Origin of the sequence: Tuberibacillus calidus DSM 17572, assembly GCF_000430685.1 — a bacterium.
Lineage (GTDB): Bacteria > Bacillota > Bacilli > Bacillales > Sporolactobacillaceae > Tuberibacillus > Tuberibacillus calidus.
In genome coordinates, this window is record NZ_AUMM01000018.1 from 13,377 (window position 1) to 39,201 (window position 25,825).

General features: G+C 46.0%; 25 protein-coding genes. 3 read left to right on the plus strand and 22 right to left on the minus strand.

Annotation, left to right across the window (positions count from 1 at the left end):
• Positions 1 to 20 precede the first annotated feature (20 nt).
• The 19 genes from H532_RS0105510 to H532_RS0105600 all read right to left on the minus strand — a co-directional run bounded on the left by H532_RS0105510 (position 21) and on the right by H532_RS0105600 (position 19,861).
• Positions 21 to 2,864, minus strand: coding sequence for a 2-oxoglutarate dehydrogenase E1 component (locus H532_RS0105510; protein WP_027724656.1), 2,844 nt, complete (start codon positions 2,862 to 2,864; stop codon positions 21 to 23).
• Between the two features lie 551 nt (positions 2,865 to 3,415).
• Complete coding sequence (locus tag H532_RS0105515; RefSeq protein WP_027724657.1) at positions 3,416 to 3,655, minus strand: YrhC family protein; 240 nt, start codon at positions 3,653 to 3,655, stop codon at positions 3,416 to 3,418.
• A gap of 62 nt (positions 3,656 to 3,717) precedes the next feature.
• Complete coding sequence (locus tag H532_RS0105520) at positions 3,718 to 4,854, minus strand: bifunctional cystathionine gamma-lyase/homocysteine desulfhydrase (RefSeq protein WP_027724658.1); 1,137 nt, start codon at positions 4,852 to 4,854, stop codon at positions 3,718 to 3,720.
• Positions 4,855 to 4,856: 2 nt separating this feature from the next.
• Positions 4,857 to 5,780 carry a cysteine synthase A gene (gene cysK / locus H532_RS0105525; protein ID WP_027724659.1) on the minus strand — a complete coding sequence of 308 codons (924 nt, stop codon included), beginning with the start codon at positions 5,778 to 5,780 and terminating at the stop codon, positions 4,857 to 4,859.
• 6 nt (positions 5,781 to 5,786) lie between these two features.
• On the minus strand, positions 5,787 to 6,254 hold the full coding sequence (locus H532_RS0105530) for an S-ribosylhomocysteine lyase (protein ID WP_027724660.1): 468 nt from the start codon (positions 6,252 to 6,254) through the stop codon (positions 5,787 to 5,789).
• Positions 6,247 to 6,954, minus strand: a complete 708-nt coding sequence (gene mtnN, locus H532_RS0105535) for a 5'-methylthioadenosine/S-adenosylhomocysteine nucleosidase (RefSeq protein ID WP_027724661.1) — start codon at positions 6,952 to 6,954, stop codon at positions 6,247 to 6,249. The genes H532_RS0105530 and mtnN overlap by 8 nt, the downstream gene beginning before the upstream one ends.
• Before the next feature lie 18 nt (positions 6,955 to 6,972).
• Positions 6,973 to 7,608 (minus strand): class I SAM-dependent DNA methyltransferase, encoded by a 636-nt coding sequence (locus tag H532_RS0105540; protein ID WP_027724662.1) that lies wholly within the window; start codon positions 7,606 to 7,608, stop codon positions 6,973 to 6,975.
• A gap of 226 nt (positions 7,609 to 7,834) precedes the next feature.
• Complete coding sequence (locus tag H532_RS19480; protein WP_027724663.1) at positions 7,835 to 8,479, minus strand: YrrS family protein; 645 nt, start codon at positions 8,477 to 8,479, stop codon at positions 7,835 to 7,837.
• A gap of 440 nt (positions 8,480 to 8,919) precedes the next feature.
• Entirely contained in the window at positions 8,920 to 10,668 is a 1,749-nt protein-coding gene (locus tag H532_RS0105550) for a peptidoglycan D,D-transpeptidase FtsI family protein (RefSeq protein ID WP_038111630.1), read from the minus strand.
• A gap of 244 nt (positions 10,669 to 10,912) precedes the next feature.
• Positions 10,913 to 11,389 carry a transcription elongation factor GreA gene (gene greA, locus H532_RS0105555; RefSeq protein WP_027724665.1) on the minus strand — a complete coding sequence of 159 codons (477 nt, stop codon included), beginning with the start codon at positions 11,387 to 11,389 and terminating at the stop codon, positions 10,913 to 10,915.
• Positions 11,390 to 11,575: 186 nt separating this feature from the next.
• On the minus strand, positions 11,576 to 12,238 hold the full coding sequence (udk, locus tag H532_RS0105560) for a uridine kinase (protein WP_027724666.1): 663 nt from the start codon (positions 12,236 to 12,238) through the stop codon (positions 11,576 to 11,578).
• Positions 12,239 to 12,251: 13 nt separating this feature from the next.
• Positions 12,252 to 12,899, minus strand: a complete 648-nt coding sequence (locus H532_RS17990) for an O-methyltransferase (RefSeq protein WP_051263162.1) — start codon at positions 12,897 to 12,899, stop codon at positions 12,252 to 12,254.
• A gap of 53 nt (positions 12,900 to 12,952) precedes the next feature.
• A complete protein-coding gene (mltG, locus tag H532_RS0105570; protein WP_027724667.1) occupies positions 12,953 to 14,086 on the minus strand; it encodes an endolytic transglycosylase MltG in 1,134 nt (377 codons plus the stop codon).
• Positions 14,087 to 14,346: 260 nt separating this feature from the next.
• Positions 14,347 to 14,646, minus strand: a complete 300-nt coding sequence (locus H532_RS0105575; protein ID WP_027724668.1) for a DUF1292 domain-containing protein — start codon at positions 14,644 to 14,646, stop codon at positions 14,347 to 14,349.
• Complete coding sequence (gene ruvX / locus H532_RS17995) at positions 14,627 to 15,076, minus strand: Holliday junction resolvase RuvX (protein WP_051263163.1); 450 nt, start codon at positions 15,074 to 15,076, stop codon at positions 14,627 to 14,629. The genes H532_RS0105575 and ruvX overlap by 20 nt, the downstream gene beginning before the upstream one ends.
• A gap of 10 nt (positions 15,077 to 15,086) precedes the next feature.
• Complete coding sequence (locus H532_RS0105585) at positions 15,087 to 15,329, minus strand: IreB family regulatory phosphoprotein (RefSeq protein WP_038111646.1); 243 nt, start codon at positions 15,327 to 15,329, stop codon at positions 15,087 to 15,089.
• 224 nt (positions 15,330 to 15,553) lie between these two features.
• The gene (gene alaS / locus H532_RS0105590; RefSeq protein WP_027724670.1) at positions 15,554 to 18,199 is read right to left on the minus strand and encodes an alanine--tRNA ligase; all 2,646 of its coding nucleotides are present in this window, start codon (positions 18,197 to 18,199) and stop codon (positions 15,554 to 15,556) included.
• Between the two features lie 285 nt (positions 18,200 to 18,484).
• Positions 18,485 to 19,576 (minus strand): AI-2E family transporter, encoded by a 1,092-nt coding sequence (locus tag H532_RS0105595; RefSeq protein WP_027724671.1) that lies wholly within the window; start codon positions 19,574 to 19,576, stop codon positions 18,485 to 18,487.
• Positions 19,577 to 19,669: 93 nt separating this feature from the next.
• Positions 19,670 to 19,861 carry a hypothetical protein gene (locus tag H532_RS0105600; protein ID WP_027724672.1) on the minus strand — a complete coding sequence of 64 codons (192 nt, stop codon included), beginning with the start codon at positions 19,859 to 19,861 and terminating at the stop codon, positions 19,670 to 19,672.
• 203 nt (positions 19,862 to 20,064) lie between these two features.
• Between H532_RS0105600 and H532_RS0105605 the strand changes: the two genes are divergently transcribed.
• Complete coding sequence (locus H532_RS0105605; protein WP_027724673.1) at positions 20,065 to 21,042, plus strand: S8 family peptidase; 978 nt, start codon at positions 20,065 to 20,067, stop codon at positions 21,040 to 21,042.
• 61 nt (positions 21,043 to 21,103) lie between these two features.
• Here H532_RS0105605 and recD2 read toward each other — a convergent pair whose 3' ends face one another.
• From recD2 to H532_RS0105620, 3 genes are read right to left on the minus strand one after another with little or no spacing between them, the layout of a single operon-like run.
• Complete coding sequence (gene recD2 / locus H532_RS0105610; protein ID WP_027724674.1) at positions 21,104 to 23,434, minus strand: SF1B family DNA helicase RecD2; 2,331 nt, start codon at positions 23,432 to 23,434, stop codon at positions 21,104 to 21,106.
• A gap of 15 nt (positions 23,435 to 23,449) precedes the next feature.
• Entirely contained in the window at positions 23,450 to 24,265 is an 816-nt protein-coding gene (locus H532_RS0105615) for a tetratricopeptide repeat protein (RefSeq protein ID WP_245566414.1), read from the minus strand.
• Positions 24,219 to 24,785 (minus strand): hypothetical protein, encoded by a 567-nt coding sequence (locus tag H532_RS0105620; RefSeq protein WP_027724676.1) that lies wholly within the window; start codon positions 24,783 to 24,785, stop codon positions 24,219 to 24,221. The genes H532_RS0105615 and H532_RS0105620 overlap by 47 nt, the downstream gene beginning before the upstream one ends.
• Before the next feature lie 119 nt (positions 24,786 to 24,904).
• Here H532_RS0105620 and H532_RS20930 point away from each other — a divergent pair, with 119 nt between their 5' ends.
• A complete protein-coding gene (locus H532_RS20930; protein ID WP_051263164.1) occupies positions 24,905 to 25,438 on the plus strand; it encodes an NAD(P)/FAD-dependent oxidoreductase in 534 nt (177 codons plus the stop codon).
• Positions 25,407 to 25,823 carry an FAD-dependent oxidoreductase gene (locus H532_RS20935; RefSeq protein WP_051263165.1) on the plus strand — a complete coding sequence of 139 codons (417 nt, stop codon included), beginning with the start codon at positions 25,407 to 25,409 and terminating at the stop codon, positions 25,821 to 25,823. Before H532_RS20930 ends, H532_RS20935 begins: the two co-directional genes overlap by 32 nt.
• Positions 25,824 to 25,825 lie beyond the last annotated feature (2 nt).

Sequence of the window (25,825 nt, forward strand, 5' to 3'; positions counted from 1 at the left end):
CTCCTCAATGATCGGACACGTTATTGGATTTTCAATGCTTCCTTGAAATATAGGGCTTCTTTTAAAATGTTTTCTTGTTCTTGTTTATGAACATCCGGTTCACCAACGGCCGGGCTGGACCGATCGGGGCGACCGACATAGCCAATCGACCATTTGCCGCCTGAGAGGGCAACGAGCCGCGGATAAACAAACGACCATGCGCCCATATTTTTCGGTTCTTCTTGCACCCAAACGATTTCTTTTAAGTTGGTAAAGCGTTTGGCGATTTCAGCAATTTCTACGGCCGGGAACGGATAAAGCTGTTCCACACGGACGATGTGGATGTTATCCGGTACTTCTCCTTTTTGCAATTCGCTTGCCAAATCGACGGCGATTTTCCCGCTCGCGACGATCAAACGGGTAACCTTTTCCGTCTCTGTGCCTGTTCCTTCCTGCTCTATGATAGCTTGGAAGCGTCCAGCCGTCAAAGCTGGGCCATTTACCGTAGCAAGCGGATGGCGTAAGAGGCTCTTCGGTGTAACGATCACTAGCGGACGCACCGCTTCACTTTGCAACAGGGCCGCTTGGCGTCTAATAATATGGAAATATTGACCTGCTGTTGATAGATTAGCGACGATCCAGTTGTTTTCGGCAGCCAACTGTAAAAATCTTTCCAAACGGGCACTGGAATGTTCAGGGCCTTGACCTTCAAAGCCATGCGGCAAGAGCATGACGAGCCCAGATTTTTGCCCCCATTTTGCACGGCTGGCCGAAATGAATTGATCAAACATGACTTGCGCCGTATTGGCAAAGTCGCCAAATTGCGCTTCCCAAAGCACAAGTGTTTCAGGTGCAAAAACATTATAGCCATATTCAAATCCGACCACAGCCGTTTCAGTCAGCGGGCTGTTGTGAATGGCAAACGATGCCCGCGCATCTTTTAGCTGATGGAGCGGGGAAAATGTCTTCCCAGTTTTCGGATCGTGTAAAACCAAGTGCCTGTGGGCGAATGTGCCGCGCTCGGTATCTTGGCCCGTGATGCGAATCGGTGTGCCGTCTTTTAAAATCGAGGCAAACGCAAGTGCTTCTGCATGTCCCCAATCGATTTTACCTTCCGGCGAAATCGCCTCTGCGCGACGGCGCAAAATGCGCTCAAGCTTCGGATAAACCGAAAAGCCTTCCGGCCATTCCAAAAGGTCGGCATTCAAGCGCTTAAGCTCGTCTTCAGGAACCGCAGTATCCATTTCCGGCAGCGGATTTGTCACCGCTTCAGGCGGAGCTGTTTCTTCTGATTTGCCATTGGTATTTGCTTTGACTTCTTCAAAGACGTTTTGCAAATGTTGTTGCAAATCTTCATCAAGCTTGACGACATCGCTTTCAGTGACAACGCCTGCTTTGATCAATTTTTCAGCATAAACGAGCCGCACCGTTGGATGAGCCGTCACTTTTTCATAAAATAACGGCTGGGTGACAAACGGATCGTCCATTTCGTTATGACCAAAGCGGCGATAGCCAACGAGGTCAATAAGAATATCCTTCTTAAACCGTTGACGATAGTCGTAGGCGAATAGAATGACCGCAAGACAAGCTTCCGGATCATCGGCATTGACGTGAATGACCGGAATTTCAAAGCCCTTAGCGAGATCGCTCGCATACCGAGTAGAGCGGTCATCATCGCTTTCCGTTGTAAAACCAATAAGGTTATTAGCAATAATGTGGATCGTGCCTCCGGTTTGATAACCTTTAAGGCGGCTCATGTTTAGCGTTTCCGGGACGACCCCTTCACCGGAAAACGCCGCATCACCATGCACCATGATGGCAAACGCTTTCGTCACATCTTGCTCAGGATAACCGGGCTTCGTGCGATCGTCTTGAGCCGCACGCGCATAGCCTTCGATGACAGGGTCAACGACTTCCAAATGGCTCGGGTTGTTGGCGAGCGTAATTCTCGCTTTTACTTCCCCGTTATCTTTAATGTAACGGTCGCCGCCCAAGTGATATTTCACATCACCCGTCCAGCCGCCTGTGACCGGAACAAATTCTTCCGACGGATAATCTTTATTCGGCGAATGATTGAATTCCGCGATCATGCTGTGATACGGTTTATTTAACACATGGGTCAATACATTCAATCGCCCTCTGTGAGCCATGCCGATGAGAAAGTTTTTCGTTCCATCTTTTAAACCTCGACGAACGAGAGCATTCAACATCGGAACGAGCATGTCAACGCCTTCAATGGAAAACCGCTTTTGACCAACAAATGTCTTGTGAAGGAACTTTTCAAAACCTTCGACTTTTGTCAGTTCTTTCAAGAGATCCAAACGCTCTTCATTTGTCAGTTCGACCTTCACGCCGCTTTTTTCCACTCGCTCGATCAGCCAAGACAATTCCTCTTCATCGTGAATATGGCTGAATTCAAACGCAATGGTTTCTGTATAAATCTTTTTCAGGCGCTCAATGGCGTCAAAGCCCGTATGAACGTCGGCCGGAGCGTTTTTCCAAATCAAACGGGCTGGTATTGCCCGCAAGTCGCTGTCTGTCAGCCCATAATGTTCCGGCTCAAGCATGCGGGTATCTGGCTCTTTTCCGTTGATCGGATAGATGTCAGCGGCCAAATGGCCATAGGTGCGTATATTATCGGCGAGCTTGACAGCCGCCACGATTTTTTCCATATCGGCTTCGGCAAAACCGCCTACTGCACCGCGTGAATGGACTTCGGTAAAACCAGCTGGTGGCGCTCCCCAGCGTTCAAAAAGTTCCCTAAGATCCGCTTCCACCGATTGCGGATCATTTAAATACAACTCATATTGGTCTTGGATATAGCCTAAGTTTGGTCCGTAATATTGTTCCCAAGGCGATCCAACACCGCTTCTCTCCGCTGCCATGAATGGACACTCCTAACTTTGAATGAAATAACAGCAAACTAAGAAGACTGATGAAATAAAACATGACGAGTCACTCAGTTAGGGACTGTGTGCTCGATTTTCCGTCGACCGTGCTGACACCGGACCCCTCTCCCTTTTCCGTTCAATATTTATCTACGTAGCCATTTTAGTACAATAAATCGACAGGATTCAAGTCACAGGGTGCATTTCTTGTGCTTTATTAAAAAATTTCCATGCACCAGTAACAGGAGTCATTCTATTTATAGCATAATGAAACGCACCCGCCAAGAGTGAGCCCTTCTCACCTGAAGTATTTCTTTTTTTATGGTACAGAAAAAGAAAACCTAACTCCCCCCGCTTTTTTCACTACAAGCTTGCGGTGTTTCTTCCCGCAAAAGTCATTACTTCACATATACAAAACTTGGCTCCTGCCAACCTTTTAAACGAGGCTAGAGCGGTAGTGACCCTAAGGCTGGATTGAAAAATGATAGGCTTTCTTACCTAGCATAAGAAAAAACGATAGCCGAAAAGACTATCGTTTGGCATTTATCCTATAAATTTTCTTCATAGCGCTTCTTGGCCACTTGAAGCCGCCAATAAAAAACAAATGCTACCAGAAGAAAAACTAAACCAGCGATCATAAGGCCTTCGGCTCTCCCCGCTGTTTTTCCATCCATGGGCAGGGCAGAACCAATATATAAAAAGGCGCTGATGAATAAAAAGATAAAACTAAAACGTTTGTAGTCGGTGATTTTATGTTTGAGCTGTTTCATTTCCCGATCTTTTTCCATTGTTCTCCCTCCCTTTTCCTACTGTAACATGGAAAAAGGGCAGGATGAACCGGTAAATGCTGTTAATCGCCTAAAGCTTGCTTCAGATCCTCGATGAGGTCGTCGATATCTTCCACGCCGACGGAAAGGCGAATGAGTCCATCCGTAATGCCAAGTTCATCGCGGCGGTCTTTCGGAATGGAGGCGTGCGTCATTTTTGCCGGCACCGAAATTAAACTTTCGACGGCCCCAAGGCTTTCGGCAATAGTAAACCATTTGATCTTCCGCAACACTTGCTCCGATAACGCTTCGCTTCCGACGTCAAAGGAAATCATTCCGCCGAAGCCTGCAGCTTGGGCTTTCGCGATGCTGTGGCCGGGATGGTTTTCTAAACCGGGATAATACACTTTCTTTACCTTCGGATGTTGGGATAAGAAGTCAGCCAATTCCCAGGCGTTCTTCTCATGCGCTTCCATTCTTAATGCCAGCGTGCGTATTCCGCGGATGAGAAGGAATGAATCCTGCGGTCCAAGAATCCCGCCGGTTGAATTTTGGATAAAATGAAGGCGTTCGGCTAATTCTTCGGTTTTTACGACCACTAAGCCGCCCACGACATCACTATGGCCGCTTAAATATTTGGTCGCGCTATGCAGGACGATATCTGCCCCTAATTCCAGCGGGCGTTGAAGATAGGGGGTGTTAAACGTATTATCGACGATTAAAAGGAGCCCCTTTTCGTGCGCCAGTCGGCTCACAGCCCGGAGATCCGTAATTTTAAGGAGCGGATTCGTCGGGGTTTCAATATAAATGGCTTTCGTTTTTTCCGTTAAAGCTCCGGCAAGGGCCTCAAAATCACTCGTATCAACAAACGTAACGTCGATGCCGAAGCGGTTTAATACCTTCGTCATCACCCGGAACGTACCGCCATACACATCATCTGTCATGACAATATGGTCGCCTTTGTCAAAAAGCATCATGACGGCCGTAATCGCCGCCATACCAGATGAGAAGGCAAAGCCTGCATGACCGTTTTCTAATTCTTTGATTAATTCTTCCAGGGCATAGCGCGTTGGGTTTTTCGTCCGCGAATACTCATACCCTCTGTGTTGGCCAGGGCCGTCTTGTTCGTACGTGCTCGTTTGGTAGATCGGTACCGTCACTGCTCCTGTGACTTTATCTCCGGTGATGCCGGCGTGAATCATTTTCGTTTTTAATTTCATGACTACAGGCCTCCCTCATAAATCTTCTTGCTCAAGTAGCGATCGCTTGAATCCGGGAAAATCGTGACGATCACTGTGCCTTTTTTGGCCTTTTTGGCTTCCGCCATCGCTGCCACAAATGCGGCACCAGAAGAACTTCCGACGAGAAGCCCCTCTTTCCGAGCCAGCTCTTTAACCGCTTGGAAGGCGTCATCATCCGGCACCGTATGAAAGGCATCGAAATAGCTTGTGTCCATAAAAGGCGGCAGAAATTCCATCCCGATGCCTTCGGTTTTATGCGGACCGGGTTCACCTCCACCTAAAATAGAGCCTTCGGGTTCAACGATGACCGTCTTTATATTCGGATTTTGTTCCTTCAGGTAACGCGCGCAACCCATGAAAGTGCCGCCGCTTCCCGCTCCAGCAACAAAAATATCCACATGGCCATCGGTATCTCGCCAAATTTCCGGGCCGAGCGTGTGATAATAGGTGTCAGGGTTAGCTGGATTAGAAAACTGTGAAGGGGAATAGGAATTCGGAATCTCTTTTAATAGTTCTTCCGCTTTTTTAATCGCGCCCTTCATCCCCTCTTCAGTCGGCGTATGGATGATTTCTGCGCCGAGCGCTTTCATAATCGCCTGTTTTTCCACACTGAATTTTTCCGGAACACAAAAGATGACGCGCAAATTTTTCCCAATGGCGGAAAGTGCGAGACCAATACCAGTATTCCCTGCTGTCGGTTCAATGATCGTTCCGCCTTCTTGCAACTTTCCGCTCTCCAAAGCATCTTGGATCAAGGCTTGACCGAGCCGGTCCTTGATGCTGCCGCCGGGATTAAAGCTTTCAAGTTTCGCCAAAAGGCGCACGCCGTCAGGGAGCGGAAAAGCGGTGATTTCAACCAAGGGGGTATTTCCAATAAGTTCTTTGACGTTACGATACATATTCATGGCGCCTCATTCCGCAAAAACTTGACGCCATTCGGATTTTCCAGCGAGCATTTTTCGGGCTATGGCTTGCGCCCCTTCTAGGCTGTGATTCGCCGCCCAACCGCATTGGACAGGATTACATGCCGGCACCTCTGTCGCATTGATGACATCGTTTAAGGTTTTTTCAATGGCAAGAAGCACTTCGTCATAGCTTTCATTATTTAAAATCGACAGGTAAAAACCGGTTTGGCATCCCATTGGACTGAGATCAATCACATGATCGATGTGGTTGCGAATGTTTTCCGCCATGAGATGTTCAAGGGAATGAAGCCCTGGCATGTCCATGTGTTCTTTATTCGGTTGGCAAAAGCGGATGTCGTATTTATAAATTTTGTCCCCATGATCGCCTTCTATGACTCCAACGAGTCTGACGTATGGCGCTTTGACCTTGGTATGGTCCAAATTAAAGCTTTCGACATTCATCTTTTTAGCCATGGTTTTTCAACTCCTTCAACATATATAAAATGCATTCCGCCGAATGTTTCGCCGCTGTTTTTAAAAACTGATCAAAAGAAATGTTAGCATCTTTTCCGGCAATATCAGATAATGCGCGAATGATGACAAACGGCACACCGAATTGGTGACACACTTGGGCAATGGCAGCTGCTTCCATTTCCCCGGCTTTTAATTCCGGAAATTTCTGCTTGATAAAAGCCACGCGGTCAGGATCTGAAAGAAACGCATCACCGGTTGCGATTAAGCCTTTTGTCACGCGGGCGGAACCGAACTCCGCTTGACAAGCTTTCTCCGCAATCCCGACGAGGAATGGGTCAGCTGTAAAAGCCGCCGGAAGCTGAGGAACTTGCCCATAGTCATAGCCAAAAGCGGTAACATCCACGTCATGATGGCGAATTTCCGTCGAGATTACGACATCGCCAACGTCCAGGTTTTTGTCGAAACCGCCGGCTGAACCAGTGTTGATGACATAATCAGGTTGAAAACGATCGATTAAAAGCGTGGCTCCCATTGCGGCGTTCACCTTGCCGATGCCGGATTGAAGCAAAACGACATCCAAGCCTTCTAATTGTCCTTCGTAAAAGCGCAAGCCTGCCCATTCTTGTTCACGAAGCCGGCTGATATTTTGCTTTAATAGTGCTACCTCTTCTGCCATCGCGCCGATCATTCCGATGCGCAAAGCGTCCACTCCTATCTGTTATCTTTTGGTCGCATCCATTAACCAGACATATCGGTTTAAAGGTTCAAAGGACACGTCAAACCCGTTTTTCTCAAACAAAACTGCCATGGTTTCCTTCAATGGATAGTACTCAGTTTCCAAATCATGGGCCAGGTGTTGATAACCTTTTTGTAAGGCTTCTTCAACCATAGCCTTTTTCTCGAACAGATTTTTAAACATTGTATCTGCGAAAACGATTTTACCATTTTTCTTTAATAATTGCCCATATAAACGCAAGGCCTGATCTTTTTCATCATCGGTTAAATGATGGAAGGCGTACGAGCTGACAACGGAATTTACCTCCGGGAAGTGGGGAAAATGGAGAAAATCCCCATCATACAAATCTAAATCTGGAAATTTTTCTTTCGCTTTCGTCCGCATTCCCGCACTCGGTTCAATGCCGTGAACGAGGTAACCTTTAGCGAGCAATTTCTCCGTTAAGTTGCCGGTTCCGACGCCAAATTCCAACACATGACCATAGCTGCGCTCGGCCACCGCCTCAAGAATGCGCTCATAATCTTGAAAAACCTCTTTATATTCCTCGTCACCGCCCATGACGGTACTGTCATAAGTGTCGGCCCAATCATTAAAAAGATCAACAAATTCCAACCCCATCACATTCACCTACCCTTATTTCCGAGTAACTTTATAGGTTTAATCAATTTTATAAGTTAAAAGTATCATATTACGGATCATAAAGCAAAAAACCAATCTTATAGCTCAAAACTTATCGATGTTTTTTGGGGCGTGAAAATTTGGCGAAACAAGAAAATTTGTCGCACTTTCTTAACTATATAAAAAAGCCCCAGGGCATGATGCCTCTGAGACTTTTGACTGTATTTTACTTCACACTGATGGGCTGCCAACCTTTGTTGGTCACCCACTGTAAAACGACTTCATAAACTTTTCCGGGGTTTTGTTTATCAGACACTTTTCCGTAAGATTTATCAGGACCGCCGCCATTGCCAAGCCAGAGGATCGTCATCTGATCTTCTGGTATTCCCGTGGCGTATGACAAAGCTTTAACTTTTTCTTCCCAATCTACCGTTCCTTTATCATAGCTCGTGACATGCGGTTCTGACTGCTTTGTCCCAATAGGATGCCACGGCCCCTGAGGTCCTCCGCCTGTCGTATCATAAGACATAGATGCATCGGATGGATTGTTGTTTTGATCAGGTTCGGAAGTATTGGCATTATCCGTCGTATCTTCAGCTGATTGGCTTTGATCGGCATTTTCATCCTTTGTTTGATCTTTTGTATTTTTTTCTTTAGACGTTTGTTTTGTGGTTTTCGGTTTTTGTTGGGCCGCATGATGCGAACTATTTGTCGTTGTTTCCGGCGTATGAAAAATGGACACTAACAAAAACCCGCCGACAAACAGAATGCAGACGATGACAATCCCAATCGCCCAGTTTAGAAAGCGATCGAAGCGTTGTTCTTTTTTCCGCGAAGATCGGGACAACCGAAAATCATCATTTTTTGGCATAGTGACCCTCCTTCACTGTCTCTATAAAATCATAGCATCATTACAGTCCTTTTGCGCAGAAAAAGTCCTGTGCACATCCAACGATCTCTGAAATCTCTTTTATTTTCTCGTTGGCATAAGGTTTTACACGGGTTCAGCCATTTGTACTTTGTAATGCATTCCCTTTTAAGTTTTTCGTAAAGAGTAACAGATTTAGGGCGTCGTCGCCCCCACAGCCATTGCCCATTTGCCTCGTAAAGTGTATGGACCTGTCCAATTTTTAAGGGGAGCAAATGTTGCTTAAATCATTCGCTACGGGAGACGGAACATCCTCTTTTTGACGCGTTTTTCTCCAAACATGTGTATGCGGTTGTCCGGAAGATTATGCTATCACCTGCTTCTTCTAATGCGCAAAAGGTGCAGCCAACCCATTGTCCTTTTATTAAAGTAAAAAAGAAGGATCAAGGTTTCGTATGATCCTTCTCATAAAGACGATTCACGAGTTCTTTGTAGACGTTATAGACAGCATTTCCGTGCTGATGTCTAAGATCAACCACAACCATTACGTATTTGGGATCATCAGCGGGAAAATAGCCTGCAAACCATTGATTCGTATACCCATGCCCCGTTTCGGCGGTCCCGGATTTTCCCGCCACCGGATATTTGGCATCATTGAGGGAATGAGCGGTGCCATCGGGATTTTTCACGACGCCTCTAAGAAGTTGTTCAAGCTTCATCGCCGTATACCTGTCAATGGTTTGTCCCGGTAACTTCTGTTGGGGAAAGGTTGTGAGCGTGACACCAGGTAGCTTATTGTAATCAATTTCGGTTGCGACGCGCACGCTTCGTTTCTCCCCGCCGCGGGCAATGGTGGCCATCATATTGGCCACAGAAAGCGGCGTTAATTTCACATTGCGCTGCCCAATCGCCGTTTGGGCAATCGCCTTATGGTCACGGCGATCTGCTTCATCCTCCCAGATAATATTCTGTCCTTCATCACGAATCTGCCTGAAGTCCTCAAAATGAAACACTTTTCCCGACCATCCCGACTTTTGCATGAGCCCAAGCATAGCTGCAAATTTATCGAGCACTTTAGGGTCGGTTTCCATCAAGCGGTTGGCCAGTGACCCAAACGTATAGTTGCAGCTTTGGTAAAAGCTTTCGGCAAAATCCAATTGACCAAGTCGGCGGTCAGCAGGCCCGTCCCCGTATGGGTTCTGATTGCAATTGAACGTTTCTTCAGGTGAAAGAATATTTTTTTGAATCGCTGCTGCAGCCGTTACGATTTTAAAGACGGATCCGGGATACTGTGGCGTAAGCATATAATTGGGATGAAGAAACGGGCGCTCGGGATCAATGGCCGGACGGCTTGCCATCGCCAAGAGATTACTCGTTTCCGCATCTAAAAGAACAACCCCACCATATTCAATGCCGCTCTGATCTAGTGAGCTCTCCACCATTTCTTGCAGCGATTTATCCAATGTAGAGACGACTTTTAACGGATAATAATCCGATTCGCTTTCCGCTGACAGTTTGACTTCTTCACCAAACAGCGGTTCACCCGTCGCGGTTGTGTGATATAAAAGTTTTTGTTCATGGTGCGACAACAAGAAAGGATCGAAGGCTTCCTCCATGCCGATGACCCCGACCGGTGTTGTTTCTGTCACTACCCCTGCTTTCAATAGTTCCGGATAACGTGAATGGACGAGACTGGCATTTTCTCCAACCGCCCCAACAATATAGGAGGCTTGATCCGGACGCATGTAACGGATGGTCACCACCTCGCAACCGGGAATGCCTAAAGCGTTGACGGCCTTTTTTTGTTCATCCGTCAGTGTCAACGTCTTCAAATCGTAGGCAAAAGGTTTTTTGGCGTGATCCACCGCATATTTCAGAGCCCCCGGGGAGACGCCGATGATTTCTGCCACTTTCTCAACCGGCCAGTCAGTGTTCTTTAAAAACGGAAACAACACGAGCGCATTTTTTTCATCGGCGTTAAGCGCCTGACCGTTTCGATCGACGATGAGGCCGCGGCCATTGTTGATCACAAAGCCAGTCGTTCGTTGCTCAATGCTTTTTTGTATTAAGTTAATGTTTTGCTCAGAAAATGATTCGGTCGAAAAAAGCTGGATGTCCGCAAGCCGCAAGATGAGTGCACAAAAACCGCAAAGAAATAAGATGCCCATAAGGATGAGTCGTTTTCTTATCATCCAACCACTCCTCATCCCCATTTTTGACATCTATAAAAGCGCTTAATCCCGGAAATGAAACAAAGGCCGATGCTTTTTTGGCATCAGCCTTTCCTGTGCTGGCTAGGAAATATAAATGTTTTTTGGTCCAGCAGAAGTAGAACGAAGGCTCCGCCTGCACCTTTAAGGGTTTGGCGGAGCCAAGTTTCTTCAGAAGAGGTTTGTTTCATTCCAACGGTCGCTTTTTACCAAAGGCATTTCCCGTTTATTTTACCGTAACGATTTTCACGCGCAATTCCCCGCCGGGTGTCGGAACGGTGACCTCATCGCCGACCTTTTTGCCAATCAGGCTGCGGCCCATTGGCGAATCGTTGGAAATTTTCCCTTCAAAAGGATCGGATTCGGCACTGCCGACGATCGTGTACGATTCTTCTTCACCATCAGGGAGTTCGATGAACGTTACCGATTTACCAATATTGACAACATCCGGATTATCGGCATCGTCTTCAACGACAACCGAATTGCGGATGATTTGTTCCAATTGTTGAATGCGTGCTTCCACGAATGCTTGCTCGTCTTTTGCAGCATCATATTCCGAGTTTTCAGAGAGGTCTCCGAAGCTGCGGGCCACTTTAATGCGTTCCACCACTTGTTTGCGGCGTTCTGTTTTCAAATATTCCAATTCTTGTTCAAGTTTGCGCTTGCCTTCTGCGGTCATATAATGTTTTTTTTCTTCGGACATACCCTAACACACTCCTTCTTTTGTCTCACTAAAATAAAGAAAAATGGCTCGACGAATTTTTTGGAGCCTTCATTGCCCTGATATGGGTACTGGCCAGAATGCTTTCTTACCAGTATAAAATAATGAACGGTCAAAAACCGTTTCTTTTCAACACCATGCGCATTTTCGAAATCTGTTTCGTTTGAATTATGACCTGTCCAAAACGGCGTTTTCACTAAGCGATGAGGCTTGATTCAAAATGGATCGTATCTTGGTGACCATAAGATCAATGGCAACGGCATTTTGGCCGCCTTCCGGAATAATGATGTCCGCATACCGTTTCGTCGGCTCGACGAATTGGTTATGCATCGGCCGGACGACTGAGAGATATTGCTCAATGACAGAGTTTACGGATCGCCCACGCTCATATGTATCGCGCAGCAATCGACGAATAACGCGGAGATCCGAATCAGTGTCCACAAAAACTTTAATGTCCATTAAGTTCCGGAGGCGCTCATCTTCCAAAATAAGAATGCCCTCCAAAATAATGACATCTTTCGGTTCTATTGGGATAATTTTATCACTTCTCGTGTGAACTGTATAGTCATAAACTGGTTTTTCGATCGGTTCAAAGCGTAGTAATTTTTCAAGATGTTCAATTAAAAGATCATTATCAAAGGCGAGCGGATGATCGTAATTCGTTTTTAACCGTTCTTCCATTGACTTATGATCTTGCGCTTTATAATATGCATCTTGCTCGATGACGGCGATGGATTGATCAGGAAAATTGCGGTATATTTCGTTGGCCACCGTCGTTTTACCCGAGCCGGATCCTCCTGCTACACCAATTATAATCGGTTTTTTTGACATACAACTAACCCTTTCACTCGTTCTTTCGTATACTGACGCTCAAACCGTCACCGATCGGCACGAAAATCGTATCGAATGCCTCGTTTTGGCTGAGCCAACGATTAAAGTCGTGCATCTTGTGCGAGAGCTTTCGCCACCGCTTCGGCGCTTCATCCGGTTCGAGCACAAAACCTCTCAAGAAGACATTATCACAGATGATGACGCCGGTGGCCTCTATTAATGGTGCCACCAAGGTAAAGTACGCCTGATAGTGGGCTTTGCCTGCATCAATCAAGATAAAATCATATGGCGCTCGCTCCGAAAGCGCGTCATGCATAGTGAGAACGTCGCCAGAAAGCACATCTATTTGCGACTCTAAACCAAAGGAGCGGATGTTTTTTAACGCTTCCTCGACCATTTGCGGATCGCGTTCCACCGTCGTAATCCGGCTTTCAGGACCCGCTGCCAGTGCCATTTTCAGTGCTGACCATCCTATGGCCGTGCCTATTTCTAGAATTCGTTTTGGCTGCTTAAGGCGCAAAAATTGTTCCACAAGCGCCATCGCCTCAAGCCGCATGATGGGTATGCGGTTTGCCGTGGCGTGTAATGTGAGAGTTCGCACGGCTTCCGATTCCCGATCATTAAGACGGTTCGCATATTCCCGCCAATCAACAGATACCATTATGACACCCCGTTTTTATAAACACAAGTAGAGAGAAGAGGAGCACCAAGCGGTTACTCCCCTTTCACATGGCTCCATTCACTCCGGTATTTTCTCACATTCGCGTTGTGCTCGTCCAGCGTTTCCGCATAAAGCACTTTTCCATTTGGGCGAGCATAAAAGTATAGGTTTTTGCTAGGAATCGGATTTAAGACCGCGATAATCGATATTTCGCTTGGGTTATTAATTGGACCAGCGGGAAGCCCCTTCACTTTATAAGTGTTATACGGCGAATCGACGTTTAAATCCTTTTCCGTATAAGTCACTATATGCCGCTGTTCAGCGTATGAAATCGTCGGATCGGTTTGCAGAAGCATGTTTCGCTTCAACCGATTGTAAAAGACACCGGCGATCTTCCGGCGGTCGGTCTCATTATTGGCCTCACCTTCAACAAGGGAAGCCATGGTTAATACCTTATGCAAAGAGCCGAGTGAACTCTTCTGAATGTCATCTTGATATTTATTGGCAATCTTACTCGTTTTATCCAACATGGCTTTAATCATCACATCAAGGCTTGGGTTCTTCTTTGTAAATTGATAAGTCGCCGGGAATAAATATCCTTCCAAAGGATATTTTATATTTTTATCCGAAATGGGTGCTTTTAAAAATGGATAATCCTTCAAGTAGTGGGTTTTTATATAATTGCGATCCGCCATTTTCTTTAAAATATCATTTTCGTCTAAATTCGTCTTCTGAGCAATCCGCTTGGCGATATCTTTCACCCAATAGCCTTCAGGTATGGTTAACGTCAGACCATTGGTATACGTTTTCCCCGATTCCATGATGCTGATCACTTCATCAATCGTCATAGAAGGCGATAATTGGTAAACACCGGCCATAAAATCGTTTTCATTTTTATATTTGCAGTAGTAATGAAAAACAGTGCCGTTGCGTATGACCTTTTTTTTCTCGAGAATTTCCCCTATTTCTCCAACCGAAGCACCGTTTGGAATCGTCACGACCACTTTTTTAGCACTATTGGGATCTAAAGGTTTTAAGGCGCGGTTTATATAGAAATAAACCGATCCGACGCCTGCTAAAATAACGACGATAATGGCCGACAATGCGATGACGACAATGCGTCGTACTAACCGATTCTCCTCGGCGCGTTCCAACAACTTTTTATTTTTATCTTCGAAATTAGACAATCACGACGCCCCTTTCAAACGTTCACGACAATTATACTATAAGTTCGTCACTTGTCGAGATAGGGGCGAAATCTGTAAGGGAAATTTAAAGAAATTTTGCCAAATGAGCGCTATCCACCGCTCTCGCAGTCTATTTATCAAATGAAACATTATGACGATCTTACCCATTCAAGATTTTTTACCGTAACCAAGACCTTGGTTGCCCTTATACTAAACTGAAAAATAATGTAAAAAAAGCGGTCTTACAGAGTAAGCCGCTTTTAGATTTCTTCTTCTGAGAACGTATTGATCATTTCTTCGACCATGTCCCATTCTTCATCGGTTTCGATCGGGTAGAGGTTAAAGTCGTCCCCGTTTTCTTCATACCGAAAACCAAATACTTCTTCATAATCGTCATCGTCGGTGTCTTCAGGGGCTTCGACCGGTTTGACGACCATATACGATTTTCCGGTCTCCTCGACATCAAAGGTAAAAAGGACGTCAAATAGATGTTCCTCGCCGTTTTCATCGGGAATAATAATGCGGTCTTCTTCATCATGTTCATGAATATGGTTTGTCATGATCCGTTCCTCCATTTCGCGTCCGATCCAAATAATTTTGTAAAATTAGGACGGCCGCCATTTTATCAATCACTTTTTTCCGTTTACCCCGGCTCACGTCAGCTTCAATCAGCCGGCGTTCTGCTTCCATCGTTGATAACCGTTCATCGGACATCACAACAGGTATGTCAAACCGCTTTCTAAGTTGGCAAGCAAAGGCGAGGCAGTCTTCGCCGCGCTCGCCGACCGTCCCATTCATGTTTTTCGGCAGGCCGACGACTAATCGATCCACTTCATAGGCCTCGATTAACGCGGCAAGGCGTTGGAATAATTCATGTCTTTTATGTTGCGCATAATGGATGGTTTCAATACCTTGCGCTGTCAGTCCAAGCGCATCGCTGATCGCTACCCCGACCGTTTTCGTTCCGTAATCTAAGCCCATGATTCGCATAAACGGCACCTTAATCCCGATATTTTTCCAAATAGGAGGTCACAAGCTCTTCAATAATCTCATCACGCTCCACTTTTCGGATGAGATTGCGTGCGTCTTGGTGCCGCGGGATATAGGCGGGGTCTCCCGATAACAGATACCCAACTATCTGATTGATCGGATTATACCCTTTGTCTTGCAAGGCTTGATAAACCTTGAACAAGACGTCTTTTATGTCTTGTTTATCCGGATCGTCGTGGAAACTAAATTTCATCGTCTTGTCCACAATCGGTCTCCCCCTTATCGCTAAATAACTATTACACTCGCTGAACAGGGTTGATGCTTCAGAACTCCGCTTTAGTTATATGAAACGGCTCTTAAGGTGAGCGGACGCTTTAAAAAGTCCGTCGCAAACTTTGGTCAACCTTGTCCGGCGCGCTAATCAACGTTGGTTCAGTCATACCCGCTGCATTCACGGTTCTTACGCTAAATAGGCACTTATTTTCGGCTTAATACACCTTCAATCCATTCTGGCACAAAGGCGAGCGCTTTGTCGAGTTCGGCGACATTTTTGCCCCCGGCTTGCGCCATGTCTGGCCGTCCTCCGCCTCCGCCGCCGCAACGTTGGGCGACTTCCTTGACGAGTTTTCCGGCATGGAAGCCCTTTTCAATCCAATCTTTCGTCACGCCGCAAACGATGTTCACCTTACCATCGTGAGCAGCTGCTAATACCATAATACCCGATTTGACAGTATTTTTTAACTGGTCGACGGTCGTTCTCAGCCCATTCATATCCAAACCATCGATTCGATGAACAAGAACCGGAACGCCTCCGATCGTTCTGACGTGATTGACCAGCTCACCGACTTGTTGTTGACTTAATTTCGCTATGAGTGAGGCTTTTTCCTTTTCCAGCGTCGATATTTGTTCACGCAGGCCATTAATTCTTTCAGGAATGCCATCTAAATTAGTTTTCAATTCTGATGCTATAGCTTGCATATCTTTTAGGCGTTTATTTAACAAATCAAAGGCGTATTTTCCGGTGACGGCTTCAATGCGCCTTGTACCTGCGCCTATCCCAGCTTCGGATACGATTTTAAACAGGCCGATTTCCGCTGAATTTCGCACGTGGCAGCCACCGCACAATTCCAAACTGTAATCGCCGATTTTTACGACGCGGACAATGTCCCCGTATTTTTCTCCGAATAACGCCATCGCCCCCATGGCTTTGGCTTCCTGCAAGCCTTTTTCCATCGTCTCCACAGGTAGGGATGCCCATATTTTTTCATTAACAATGGCTTCAATCTGCGCCAACTCTTCTTCCGTGATTTTTCCAAAATGGGAAAAATCGAAGCGCAATCGATCCGGGGCAACGAGTGATCCGGCTTGGTTAACATGAGAACCAAGGACATCTTTTAATGCTTGATGCAAAAGATGGGTCGCCGAATGGTTGCGTTCCGCATGCCGGCGGCGTTCACTGTCGATTTTTGCGACAAACTGGTCGCCGACAGTCACCTCTCCTTTTTCTACTACAACAGTATGCAAGTTCTGACCGTTTGGCGCTTTTTGAACGTCCTTAACAATAAGTTTTGCCTGCTCGTTTTCGATGACACCGATATCTGCAACTTGTCCACCGCTTTCGGCATAAAACGGGGTCTGATCAAGCATCACGAGCACTTCTTCGCCGGCTTGGGCTTTCGTGATGCGTTCATTGTTTTTAATCATAACGGTCAAAACGGCTGAAGCCTTTTGTTCACCATAGCCGATAAAACGGCTTTCTTCTGTAATTTCCCGCAATGTCGTGTTTTGCACGTGCATGGAATCAACATCTTGGCGGGCATTTCGAGCTCTTTCTCTTTGTGCGCTTAACGCCTTTTCAAAACCTTCAAGGTCGACCTTTAAGCCTTCTTTTTGGGCATATTCTTCGGTTAATTCAACCGGAAAACCGAATGTATCATAAAGTTTAAATGCCTCTTCCCCTGATAGGACGGTTTCGCCCCGCTCTTTCGCCGTTTTGATTAACCCTGAGAGAATCGCCACACCTTCATGCAAGGTTTCATGGAAGCGCTCCTCTTCGGAACGGATGACTTTTTGCACATAAGGAATGTTGGCGCGCAAATTGTCATAGAAATCACCCATGATGTCGGCGACAACCGGCACGAGTTCATACATAAACGGTTTTTCAAGACCGAGGTCCATCGCAAAGCGGACAGCCCGACGGATTAGACGGCGTAAAACATAACCACGGCCCTCATTGGAAGGCAGTGCCCCATCTGAGATGGCAAACGTAACGGTCCGAATGTGATCGCTGATGACCTTAAACGCTGTGTCACCCTCTTTGGATGCGCCGTATTGTTTTCCGGAGATGCGTTCGATTTGCTGAATGATCGGCAGGAACAGATCCGTATCAAAGTTGGTCTTCCCGTCTTGAATAACCGAAACCATGCGCTCAAGGCCCATCCCTGTATCAATGTTTTTCTTTGGTAGCGGTGTATATGAACCGTCAGGATTATGGTTAAATTGCGAAAAGACGAGGTTCCAAACTTCTAGATAACGCTCGTTTTCGCCTCCCGGATACAATTCCGGGTCATTCGGGTCATCACCGTATTCCGGCCCGCGGTCATAAAAAATTTCAGAGTTCGGTCCACAAGGGCCTTCGCCGATATCCCAGAAGTTTTCTTTCAGGCGAATAATCCGCTCTTCCGGAAGCCCTATTTCTTTATTCCAGATTTCAAAGGCTTCATCATCTTCGGGATGAATGGTGACCGAAAGCCGATCCGGCTCAAAACCAATCCAGTTTTGATCCGTTAAGAATTCCCACGCCCAATGAATGGCTTCCCTTTTAAAATAATCACCAACCGAGAAATTGCCGAGCATTTCAAAAAATGTATGGTGGCGGGCGGTGATGCCGACATTTTCAATATCATTTGTGCGGATCGCTTTTTGGGCATTGCAAATGCGCGGATTATCCGGAACGACACGTCCATCGAAATATTTTTTTAACGTGGCAACCCCACTGTTGATCCAGAGCAGTGACGGATCATCAACGGGAATGAGTGAAGCGCTTGGCTCCACCTTATGCCCTTTTTCTTTGAAAAAATCGAGGAACATTTGACGGACTTCCTTTGACGTTAAACGTTTCATGACAACGACCTCCATTTTTCTTGTAAAAATAATAAAAACCCCCATCCACACAGGGACGAGAGTTGTGCTCACGCGGTACCACCCTGGTTACAAGGCGTAAAGACGCACTTGTCACCTCCACTGATGTTAACGGGTCAACCGGCAGGGATTAGCTGCACTCCGGAGTGGCATCCGTCCGACTCCCCTATGGATTTTCTTTCAGCCGTGGAAAATCCTCTCTGGTTAGGCCGTCGTACGGTTCGCTCCATCAACGCATTTCACGTATAAAAACGGATTATGCCGTCATTATAGATGAGAATCTTCTTCGTTGTCAATTTTTTTTGCGTAGTAATGCCAAAAATGGCGGATGAAGACGCGCAAAGTGATAAAAATCGGCACCGCCACAAGCATGCCGAGCACCCCACCCATATCGCCGCCGACAACAAGTGACAGCATGATAAAAATCGGATGAATGTTGACGCTTTTTCCGACAATCAATGGGCTGAGGATGTTGCCCTCCAAAAAATGAAGAACCAGAATGAACGCTGTGACAAAAATCGCTTTTTTTACAGATAGCGTCACAGCAATAAGAATCGCTGGCACAGCGCCGATTGCTGGTCCGAAATAGGGGATGATATCGGTGATCCCAATAAAAATACCTAAAATCACTGAGTAAGGCATGTGGAGAAGCCATAGGCCGACCGTTGCGATTGCACCCAAAGCAAAGCAAACCATGAGCTGTCCGCGTATATAACTGCCAAGTGAGATGTCGATCTCATGGACAAGGCGAACCGCTTCTTTTCGCCATTTCTTTGGCGTATGCCGATACAGCCAAGATTTGATGGCTTCCAAATCCTTTAATAAATAAAATACTATAAACGGAATCAATAAAATGGTGAAAATAGACCGGAACAATTTTTGAATGCCTTCAACAATTTTGCGAACGATGTTGTTGACACCTTGTTCCACCGAGGCAAGGAGCCGATCAAAGTGGTCATGAACCGTTTCCGGGAAGTCGGATGTCGCGTAATAGAAATGATTCACCTCATGATGATAAAGCCTGGACAATTCCGGAGCTTGTTTGGCAAAACTCCTTAATTGTTCCACAAAGATCGGCGCCCCTTTGACACCCGCATAGATGACCGTCCCAAAAAACAAGACATAGATGATAAGGATCGAAAGCGTTCTTGGTAGACCTTGTTGGTGAAGTTTTTCTATCAGTGGATGCAAAAGATAAGCAATCAAAACTGCGATGAGAAAAGGGGCGAGAATAGCCAAGAGATAGCCAATGGCATGGCCAATGTACGGCAGCAGTTTTAGTATAATCCAGCAATTTAAAAAGATAAGCAAAAGGACGAGCAAACGCTTCAACCAAACGCCAACCGACCACTTTTTCATAAAAAATCCCTCCGTTCTTATCATGCACAAACCAAGCCGGTTCAATCATACGGAGGAATCAAGGACAGTGGCCTTCATCTAAAAGGCCATTGATTATGCATTTTCAACGCGCAATTCACTTTCATCGAATAGATCATCCAATGTTGTCAAGCTGCCATCTTCTTCAACTTGGCTGAGCGACAACCGCCCCTGAATAAGCGACAATTCGATGAAACAATCCCAACAGTAAAATTGATTCGTGCCGATTTTCCCTAAATTTTTGCTTTTACAATTTGGACAATGCATCAACTTCACCTCATGCCACAGCTTTTCCATTTTTTCGGCTTTTCATACGAGCATTTTCCAATCCGGCCAAGTTTTCACAATCAACATTGGGTCAAAAGGCTTATCATGCCCTATGACATTCGAACTGTTTTTATCCAAACTTTTCGATAACCCACACAAATCGAAAAAAATGCCTTATATTATTTGAAAAGGAGGTTGGCAGAATGGCAGAAATGAAGCTCATCCCTTATCGCTTGGAACAAGTGTTGGAGACGGCCGGTGAAACCCCACAGGGTGTGGAACTGGTTCAAGCTCCGGCTGTATGGCAGGAAAGCCGAATGGGCGAAGGAGTGGTCGTTGCCGTTATCGATACCGGTGTACAAGCCGACCATCCCGACCTCAAAGGACGAATCATCGACGGACGCAATTTTACGACAGACTACAATGGTGACCCTCATCAATTTTCCGATAACAATGGGCATGGGACGCATGTCGCGGGAACGATTGCAGCCAACAACGATGAAAATGGCGTCGTCGGTGTTGCTCCGAAAGCAAAGATTTTGGCATTAAAAGTGTTAACCGCAGACGGAAGCGGTCAGTACCAGTGGATTATTGACGCTATCAACTATGCGGTCGATTGGAAAGGACCAAATGGGGAAAAAGTTGGGGTCATCTCGATGTCACTGGGCGGGCCGGATGATGATGAAGACCTGCATAACGCGATTAAAAAAGCCGTTGCTAATGGCATTCCCGTTGTCGTCGCCGCCGGAAATGATGGAGACGACGACGATCGCACCCCGGAATATTCTTATCCTGGGGATTACAATGAAGTGATTCAAGTAGGAGCCATTGACTTCAATCTTAAGCTTGCCCCTTTTTCCAATACGAATGATGAAATTGACTTGGTGGCACCGGGTGTGAATATTTTATCAACCTTCCCAACGAACCGATACGCTGTGTTATCAGGAACATCCATGGCTACCCCGCACGTTTCCGGAGCAGTTGCCCTTTTGATTAATGCCACAAAAGACTATTTCGGACGGAACTTAACCGAAGCAGAACTGTACGCCCAACTCGTAAAAAGGACATTTCCTTTAGGGTTATCGGGACAAGCGGAAGGAAATGGACTCGTTTATTTGAACCTTGTTGAAAAAATTCGTGAGTCTATTAATATTAACAATACCCCTTTAGGCCATGCCTAAAATTGGACAATCTCTCTAAAAAAAAGTTGATCCACGAGCATGTTCTCATGGGTCAACTTTTTTAAATAAACACTTCCTCAAATGGGAAGTCGTCTTCGCTATCGTTTACGCTTTTTGCAAATCGCTGTTCCAGCTTCTCTTTTAATCGCGAATGCCTGCGGTCGACATCGGTTTGGTCGATCGCATATCTTAGGGCCGCCCCTTCCCCGCACATGATTAAATAAGATTTACTGCGAGTAATTGCCGTATAGATTAAATTGCGGCGCAGCATGCGGTGATAGCCCCGTACGACGGGAAGGACGACGATCGGGAATTCACTACCTTGCGATTTATGAATCGAACAACAATACGCAAGGGTAATTTGATTTAAATCCCGCCTTAAATATGAAACTTCAATCCCATCAAACGAAACAACGAGCATGTCTTCGTTTTCTTTCGTTTCCTTAGCCCAAAATATGGCCACGATTTCCCCAATATCACCATTAAAGACATTCGCATCGGGATTGTTGATGAGCTGCAACACCTTATCCCCCGCCCGAAAGACACGATCACCGAATTTTAACGAGCGCTTATCTTCGCTTTCAGGGTTAAACAAATTTTGCAACGCTTCATTAAGGGCGTCGATGCCGGCATTGCCCTTGTAAATCGGCGCTAACACCTGAATGTCCCTCGCCGTGTAACCTTTTTTAATAGCGTTTTCGCATACTTGACAGACGACATCGATGATTTGCGCTTGTTGGCAGTAGAAAAAGCGGCGATCCTCTTTTGGCTGATCAAAATCATCAGGCAAATGCCCGTTTTTAATCGCATGGGCCAGTTCAACGATCGATGAACCTTCAGCTTGCCGGTAAATATCCGTCAATTTGACTGTCGGTATGACCCCTGAGTTGATCAGATCATTTAAAACTTGTCCGGGTCCGACAGAAGGGAGCTGGTCCTCATCGCCAACAATGATCACTTGAGTGGGAAGCGCGAGTGATTTCAGCAAATGGTTAGCCAGCCAAATATCGACCATCGACATTTCATCGATAATGAGGAGGCGGACAGAGAGCGGCTCTTCTTCATCATGTTCAAATTGACCACCGCTACCGCGCCAGCCGAGCAAGCGATGGATGGTCGATGCCGGTAGACCGGTCGATTCACTCATCCGTTTTGCCGCCCGTCCCGTCGGTGCCGCCAAAGCGATCGGAAAGGGCGTGCCGTTACCATAATCTTTAGGGTTTAGGGACAGGCCGTTTATTTCGGCAAAAATCTCAACGATGCCTTTAATCACTGTGGTTTTTCCTGTTCCGGGACCACCGGTCAGCACCATAATGGGTGAGGATAAAGCGGTGCGGATCGCTTCGCGTTGCGAGTCGGCATATTGAATGCCAATCCTTTCCTCCAATGCACCAAGCGCCTCAAAGAATTCACTTTCGGAAAAGCCACCAGCAAACTCCGTCTGTTCTGACAGCTTTTTCACAGACGTCACGAGACCTTTTTCCGCAAAATATAAAGAAGGTAGGTAAACATCCTCTTCTTCGATGACTAATTTCCCCTCTTCTTCTAGAATCTCCATCTCGTGTTTAATGGCTTGCGGATCGATGGTTTCTTCTTGACTTGATAAAAGTTTTTCCGTCCCTTTTACGGTTTCATCATACGGCATGAAAACATGGCCATCGTTCATACAACATTCGTTCAGCCAGTAAAGGATCCCGGCTTGAATGCGCTCGGGATGATGCCCGCTCAACCCCAAAAGACGGCCGATTTCATCAGCACGTTGAAACCCGATGCCCTCTACATCTTGAATCAATCGATAGGGGTTGTTTTGGATGATCTCTAACGCCTGGTTGCCATAGGTTTGATAGATTTTCATCGACAATTGCGGGCCAAACCCGAAATCGGACAGGCCGATCATCACTTTTTCCAAACCTTGATGCTCGAGCAATGTTTCATAGATAAACGTTGCTTTGTCTTTGGATAGCTTCGGGACCTGCTGTAAACAATCGGGATTTTCCAAAATCATCGAGATGGCTTTTTCTCCTAAAGTATCCACAATGCTCTCCGCCGTTTTCCGACCGATTCCCGGGAAAAGATCCCCTGATAAATATTGAGCAATGCCTGCTTTGGATTGGGGCAAGAGTTTGCGAAATTGCTGAACTTCATATTGTTCGCCGTAGCGCGGATGGCGCTTGATGGTCCCGAAAAACTGATACGTTTCGTGCAAGTGAATGACGGGAAAATAACCGCAAACCGCGATGTCCTTATGACTAATGGCTTCATTCGTTTCTTCAATCTTTACCCTCATGACGGTATAGGCATTCTCTTCGCTATGGAAAATAATGTGATGCGGCGTTCCCTTAATATATTTTTTCTCCTCGGAAAAGAGATCCAATGCGGATTGTTCGTTCATCGCGCTTCGCTTCCTTTAGGGCATCTTTTCATGGGACCCGTTTTCCAGTCGGTCGACCTGCTTCAATCCGTTGGCGGCCAGCAGATGGTCAGGCTGGATGGCCAAAGCTTTTTCAAAACAATGGCGCGCTTTAGCGTACGCTTCTTTATAGGCATAAGCGACGCCGAGATTATAGTAGCTATCCGCATGTCGGTCGTCTTGGTCCAGGACGCACTTGAATTGCTCAATGGCTAGATCGACTTCACCGAGCGCCCCAAGACAGAGGGCATATTGAAAACGCGCCTCAAGGTCTGCTTGATTCAATTCGACTGCTCTTTGCAAATGGACGAGCGCCATTCTTTTTTGTTCGAGATGAAAATACGCCATCCCGAGCATATAATGGAGATCCCCATCGGAGACGCCGTTTTTTTCGGCCAACTGGTAGCTCGGTATAGCTTCTTCAAACCGCTTCAGTTCGTAATAGGCATTGCCTAAACCATAATGGGCGGCACCGCATGCTCCATCAAGCGCAATGGCTCTCTCAAAAAACGGCACCGCTTTCTCAGGGTCATGTAAGCGCAGAAGCAAATTGCCAAAATTCGTGTAACCAATCGGATCTTTCGGATTGGCCTCAATGGCTTGGTTAAACGCTTCAGCCGCTTTTTCAAACTGTTTCTCTTTTAGATAACGCCACCCTGTCTCATTCCAATTCGTCATGTTATCACCCGAACCGTTAATTCTCTCGTTAAGTATATCAAAAAAGCAAGCGAGGTTGAAAGCATCGGGTAAATTGCCGTTTGAAGGCTTATTGATAAACTTCAATGTGAATGGGACCGACCCTTCTGTTTTCATCACCAAAGGATACTTTCCATATACCGCGTGAAGGAAAGTGCAGGGAGACCTTATACATATATTTAGCCCCAACCTTTTCTCTGATTTGATTAGAAATCGGTTCCTTTGAATAGGATGGAATGCCATAAATGCTGTCGGTATATACGATTCTTTCTCCCGTGGAGGATACGGTCAAAACCTCGTCGGCATGTTGAAGTTTTTTCCATGTAAAAAGCCATGTCGTATAATAACGGTTGGCATGCACTTTTTGATCCTCAAGAAGCAAAACTTTGCCCTCAATACCATTGACAAGATGGGAAGTACCATCCACTTTCACGATTATGGTTTCTTGATGATCTTTTATCTTGTCATAAATCCCGAAGCCGAGAAAATAAAGAAAGGCAATGGAGAGAGTGATCACCGTGAGACGAAACGTTTTTTTGTTGAAGGACAAGGTAAATTGTAAATTAGGAAGATAAATATAAACTGCAATAATCAAAACAAGCAGGATGAGAACAAAAACGCTAATATAAATAAACATCGAATCCCCCCTTTTTGCTAAATTATACCTCTTTTCCACTAGTCTGAAAACTGTTGAAATTTCCCTGCATAAATTTCTTGACCGCTCTTCCCGCATACTAATCGTACGGGGTGATGCACATGTTTCAAGAGTTATTTGAAGCCGCCATTGTCGGCGGGGGACCGGCCGGATTGAGTGCTGCGCTGACGCTTGGAAGGGCTAGGAGGTCAACAGTCATCATTGATCATCATAAGCCGCGCAATAAAATGGTCCGCCACTCTCACGGTTTTCTGACACGAGACGGCTTATCGCCGCGTGAATTCCGTGAACTCGCAAAGGAAGAATTAAAAAAATACCCTTCCGTCCGATTTATCAATGACGAAATTGTTGATGTGAGGCGGAATCACAAAATTTTTCAGGTCACCACCAAAAATGGCGTTCTTGAAACAAAAAAAATGCTGTTTGCGACTGGCCTTGTCGATGTGCTGCCGGAAATTGATGGGTTCGATGCGGTATACGGAATCAGTGCCTTTATCTGCCCATACTGTGATGGCTGGGAATTTCGCGATAAACCGATTGCGATCATCGGCCATCAATTAGCCGATTTTCATTTTGTTAAAGCGCTCTATGGTTGGAGTCACGATGTCCGCGCTTTTTACGAACGGCAAGTATAACCTCGATGATTCACTGCGGCAAGCCTTTCAGCAAAAAAACATTCCGGTTTTTGAGGAGAAGATTCACAAATTATGGCATTCGGATGGTCAATTGCAGGCCATTGAACTTGAAAGCGGTCAAACCGTTGCGAGAAGCGGCATCTTTTTCAATCCCAAAACCCAACAAAGCTCTCTGATCCCGAAAAAACTTGGGGTTCCTATGGATCAATTGGGTCAATACAAAACAAAAGAAGATGGAAAAACCAATATCGATGGCCTCTACATCGCTGGCGACTGCCGTAACCATCTTCATCAAATTATTCACGCCGCCTCAGACGGTGCCAAAGCAGCCGTCAGCATCAATATGGAACTGTTAAAGGAAGCTTGGGATGAAGTGGGATTGTGAAT

Bases quoted from the DNA above. Each gene is read 5' to 3' on its own strand.
- H532_RS0105530 (WP_027724660.1), bottom strand. From the start codon at position 6,254: ATGGCTAAAAAGATGAATGTCGAAAGCTTTAATTTGGACCATACCAAG.
- udk (WP_027724666.1), bottom strand. From the start codon at position 12,238: ATGTCAAAAAAACCGATTATAATTGGTGTAGCAGGAGGATCCGGCTCG.
- H532_RS0105605 (WP_027724673.1), top strand. From the start codon at position 20,065: ATGGCAGAAATGAAGCTCATCCCTTATCGCTTGGAACAAGTGTTGGAG.
- greA (WP_027724665.1), bottom strand. From the start codon at position 11,389: ATGTCCGAAGAAAAAAAACATTATATGACCGCAGAAGGCAAGCGCAAA.
- H532_RS0105585 (WP_038111646.1), bottom strand. From the start codon at position 15,329: ATGAAATTTAGTTTCCACGACGATCCGGATAAACAAGACATAAAAGAC.
- H532_RS0105515 (WP_027724657.1), bottom strand. From the start codon at position 3,655: ATGGAAAAAGATCGGGAAATGAAACAGCTCAAACATAAAATCACCGAC.
- recD2 (WP_027724674.1), bottom strand. From the start codon at position 23,434: ATGAACGAACAATCCGCATTGGATCTCTTTTCCGAGGAGAAAAAATAT.
- H532_RS0105550 (WP_038111630.1), bottom strand. From the start codon at position 10,668: ATGATAAGAAAACGACTCATCCTTATGGGCATCTTATTTCTTTGCGGT.
- alaS (WP_027724670.1), bottom strand. From the start codon at position 18,199: ATGAAACGTTTAACGTCAAAGGAAGTCCGTCAAATGTTCCTCGATTTT.
- H532_RS19480 (WP_027724663.1), bottom strand. From the start codon at position 8,479: ATGCCAAAAAATGATGATTTTCGGTTGTCCCGATCTTCGCGGAAAAAA.
- H532_RS17990 (WP_051263162.1), bottom strand. From the start codon at position 12,899: ATGGTATCTGTTGATTGGCGGGAATATGCGAACCGTCTTAATGATCGG.
- H532_RS0105595 (WP_027724671.1), bottom strand. From the start codon at position 19,576: ATGAAAAAGTGGTCGGTTGGCGTTTGGTTGAAGCGTTTGCTCGTCCTT.
- H532_RS0105540 (WP_027724662.1), bottom strand. From the start codon at position 7,608: ATGGGGTTGGAATTTGTTGATCTTTTTAATGATTGGGCCGACACTTAT.
- H532_RS0105600 (WP_027724672.1), bottom strand. From the start codon at position 19,861: ATGCATTGTCCAAATTGTAAAAGCAAAAATTTAGGGAAAATCGGCACG.
- H532_RS0105520 (WP_027724658.1), bottom strand. From the start codon at position 4,854: ATGAAATTAAAAACGAAAATGATTCACGCCGGCATCACCGGAGATAAA.
- ruvX (WP_051263163.1), bottom strand. From the start codon at position 15,076: ATGCGAATCATGGGCTTAGATTACGGAACGAAAACGGTCGGGGTAGCG.
- H532_RS0105510 (WP_027724656.1), bottom strand. From the start codon at position 2,864: ATGGCAGCGGAGAGAAGCGGTGTTGGATCGCCTTGGGAACAATATTAC.
- H532_RS20935 (WP_051263165.1), top strand. From the start codon at position 25,407: ATGTCCGCGCTTTTTACGAACGGCAAGTATAACCTCGATGATTCACTG.
- H532_RS0105575 (WP_027724668.1), bottom strand. From the start codon at position 14,646: ATGACAAACCATATTCATGAACATGATGAAGAAGACCGCATTATTATT.
- H532_RS0105615 (WP_245566414.1), bottom strand. From the start codon at position 24,265: ATGAAAACAGAAGGGTCGGTCCCATTCACATTGAAGTTTATCAATAAG.
- cysK (WP_027724659.1), bottom strand. From the start codon at position 5,780: ATGAATATGTATCGTAACGTCAAAGAACTTATTGGAAATACCCCCTTG.
- H532_RS20930 (WP_051263164.1), top strand. From the start codon at position 24,905: ATGTTTCAAGAGTTATTTGAAGCCGCCATTGTCGGCGGGGGACCGGCC.
- H532_RS0105620 (WP_027724676.1), bottom strand. From the start codon at position 24,785: ATGTTTATTTATATTAGCGTTTTTGTTCTCATCCTGCTTGTTTTGATT.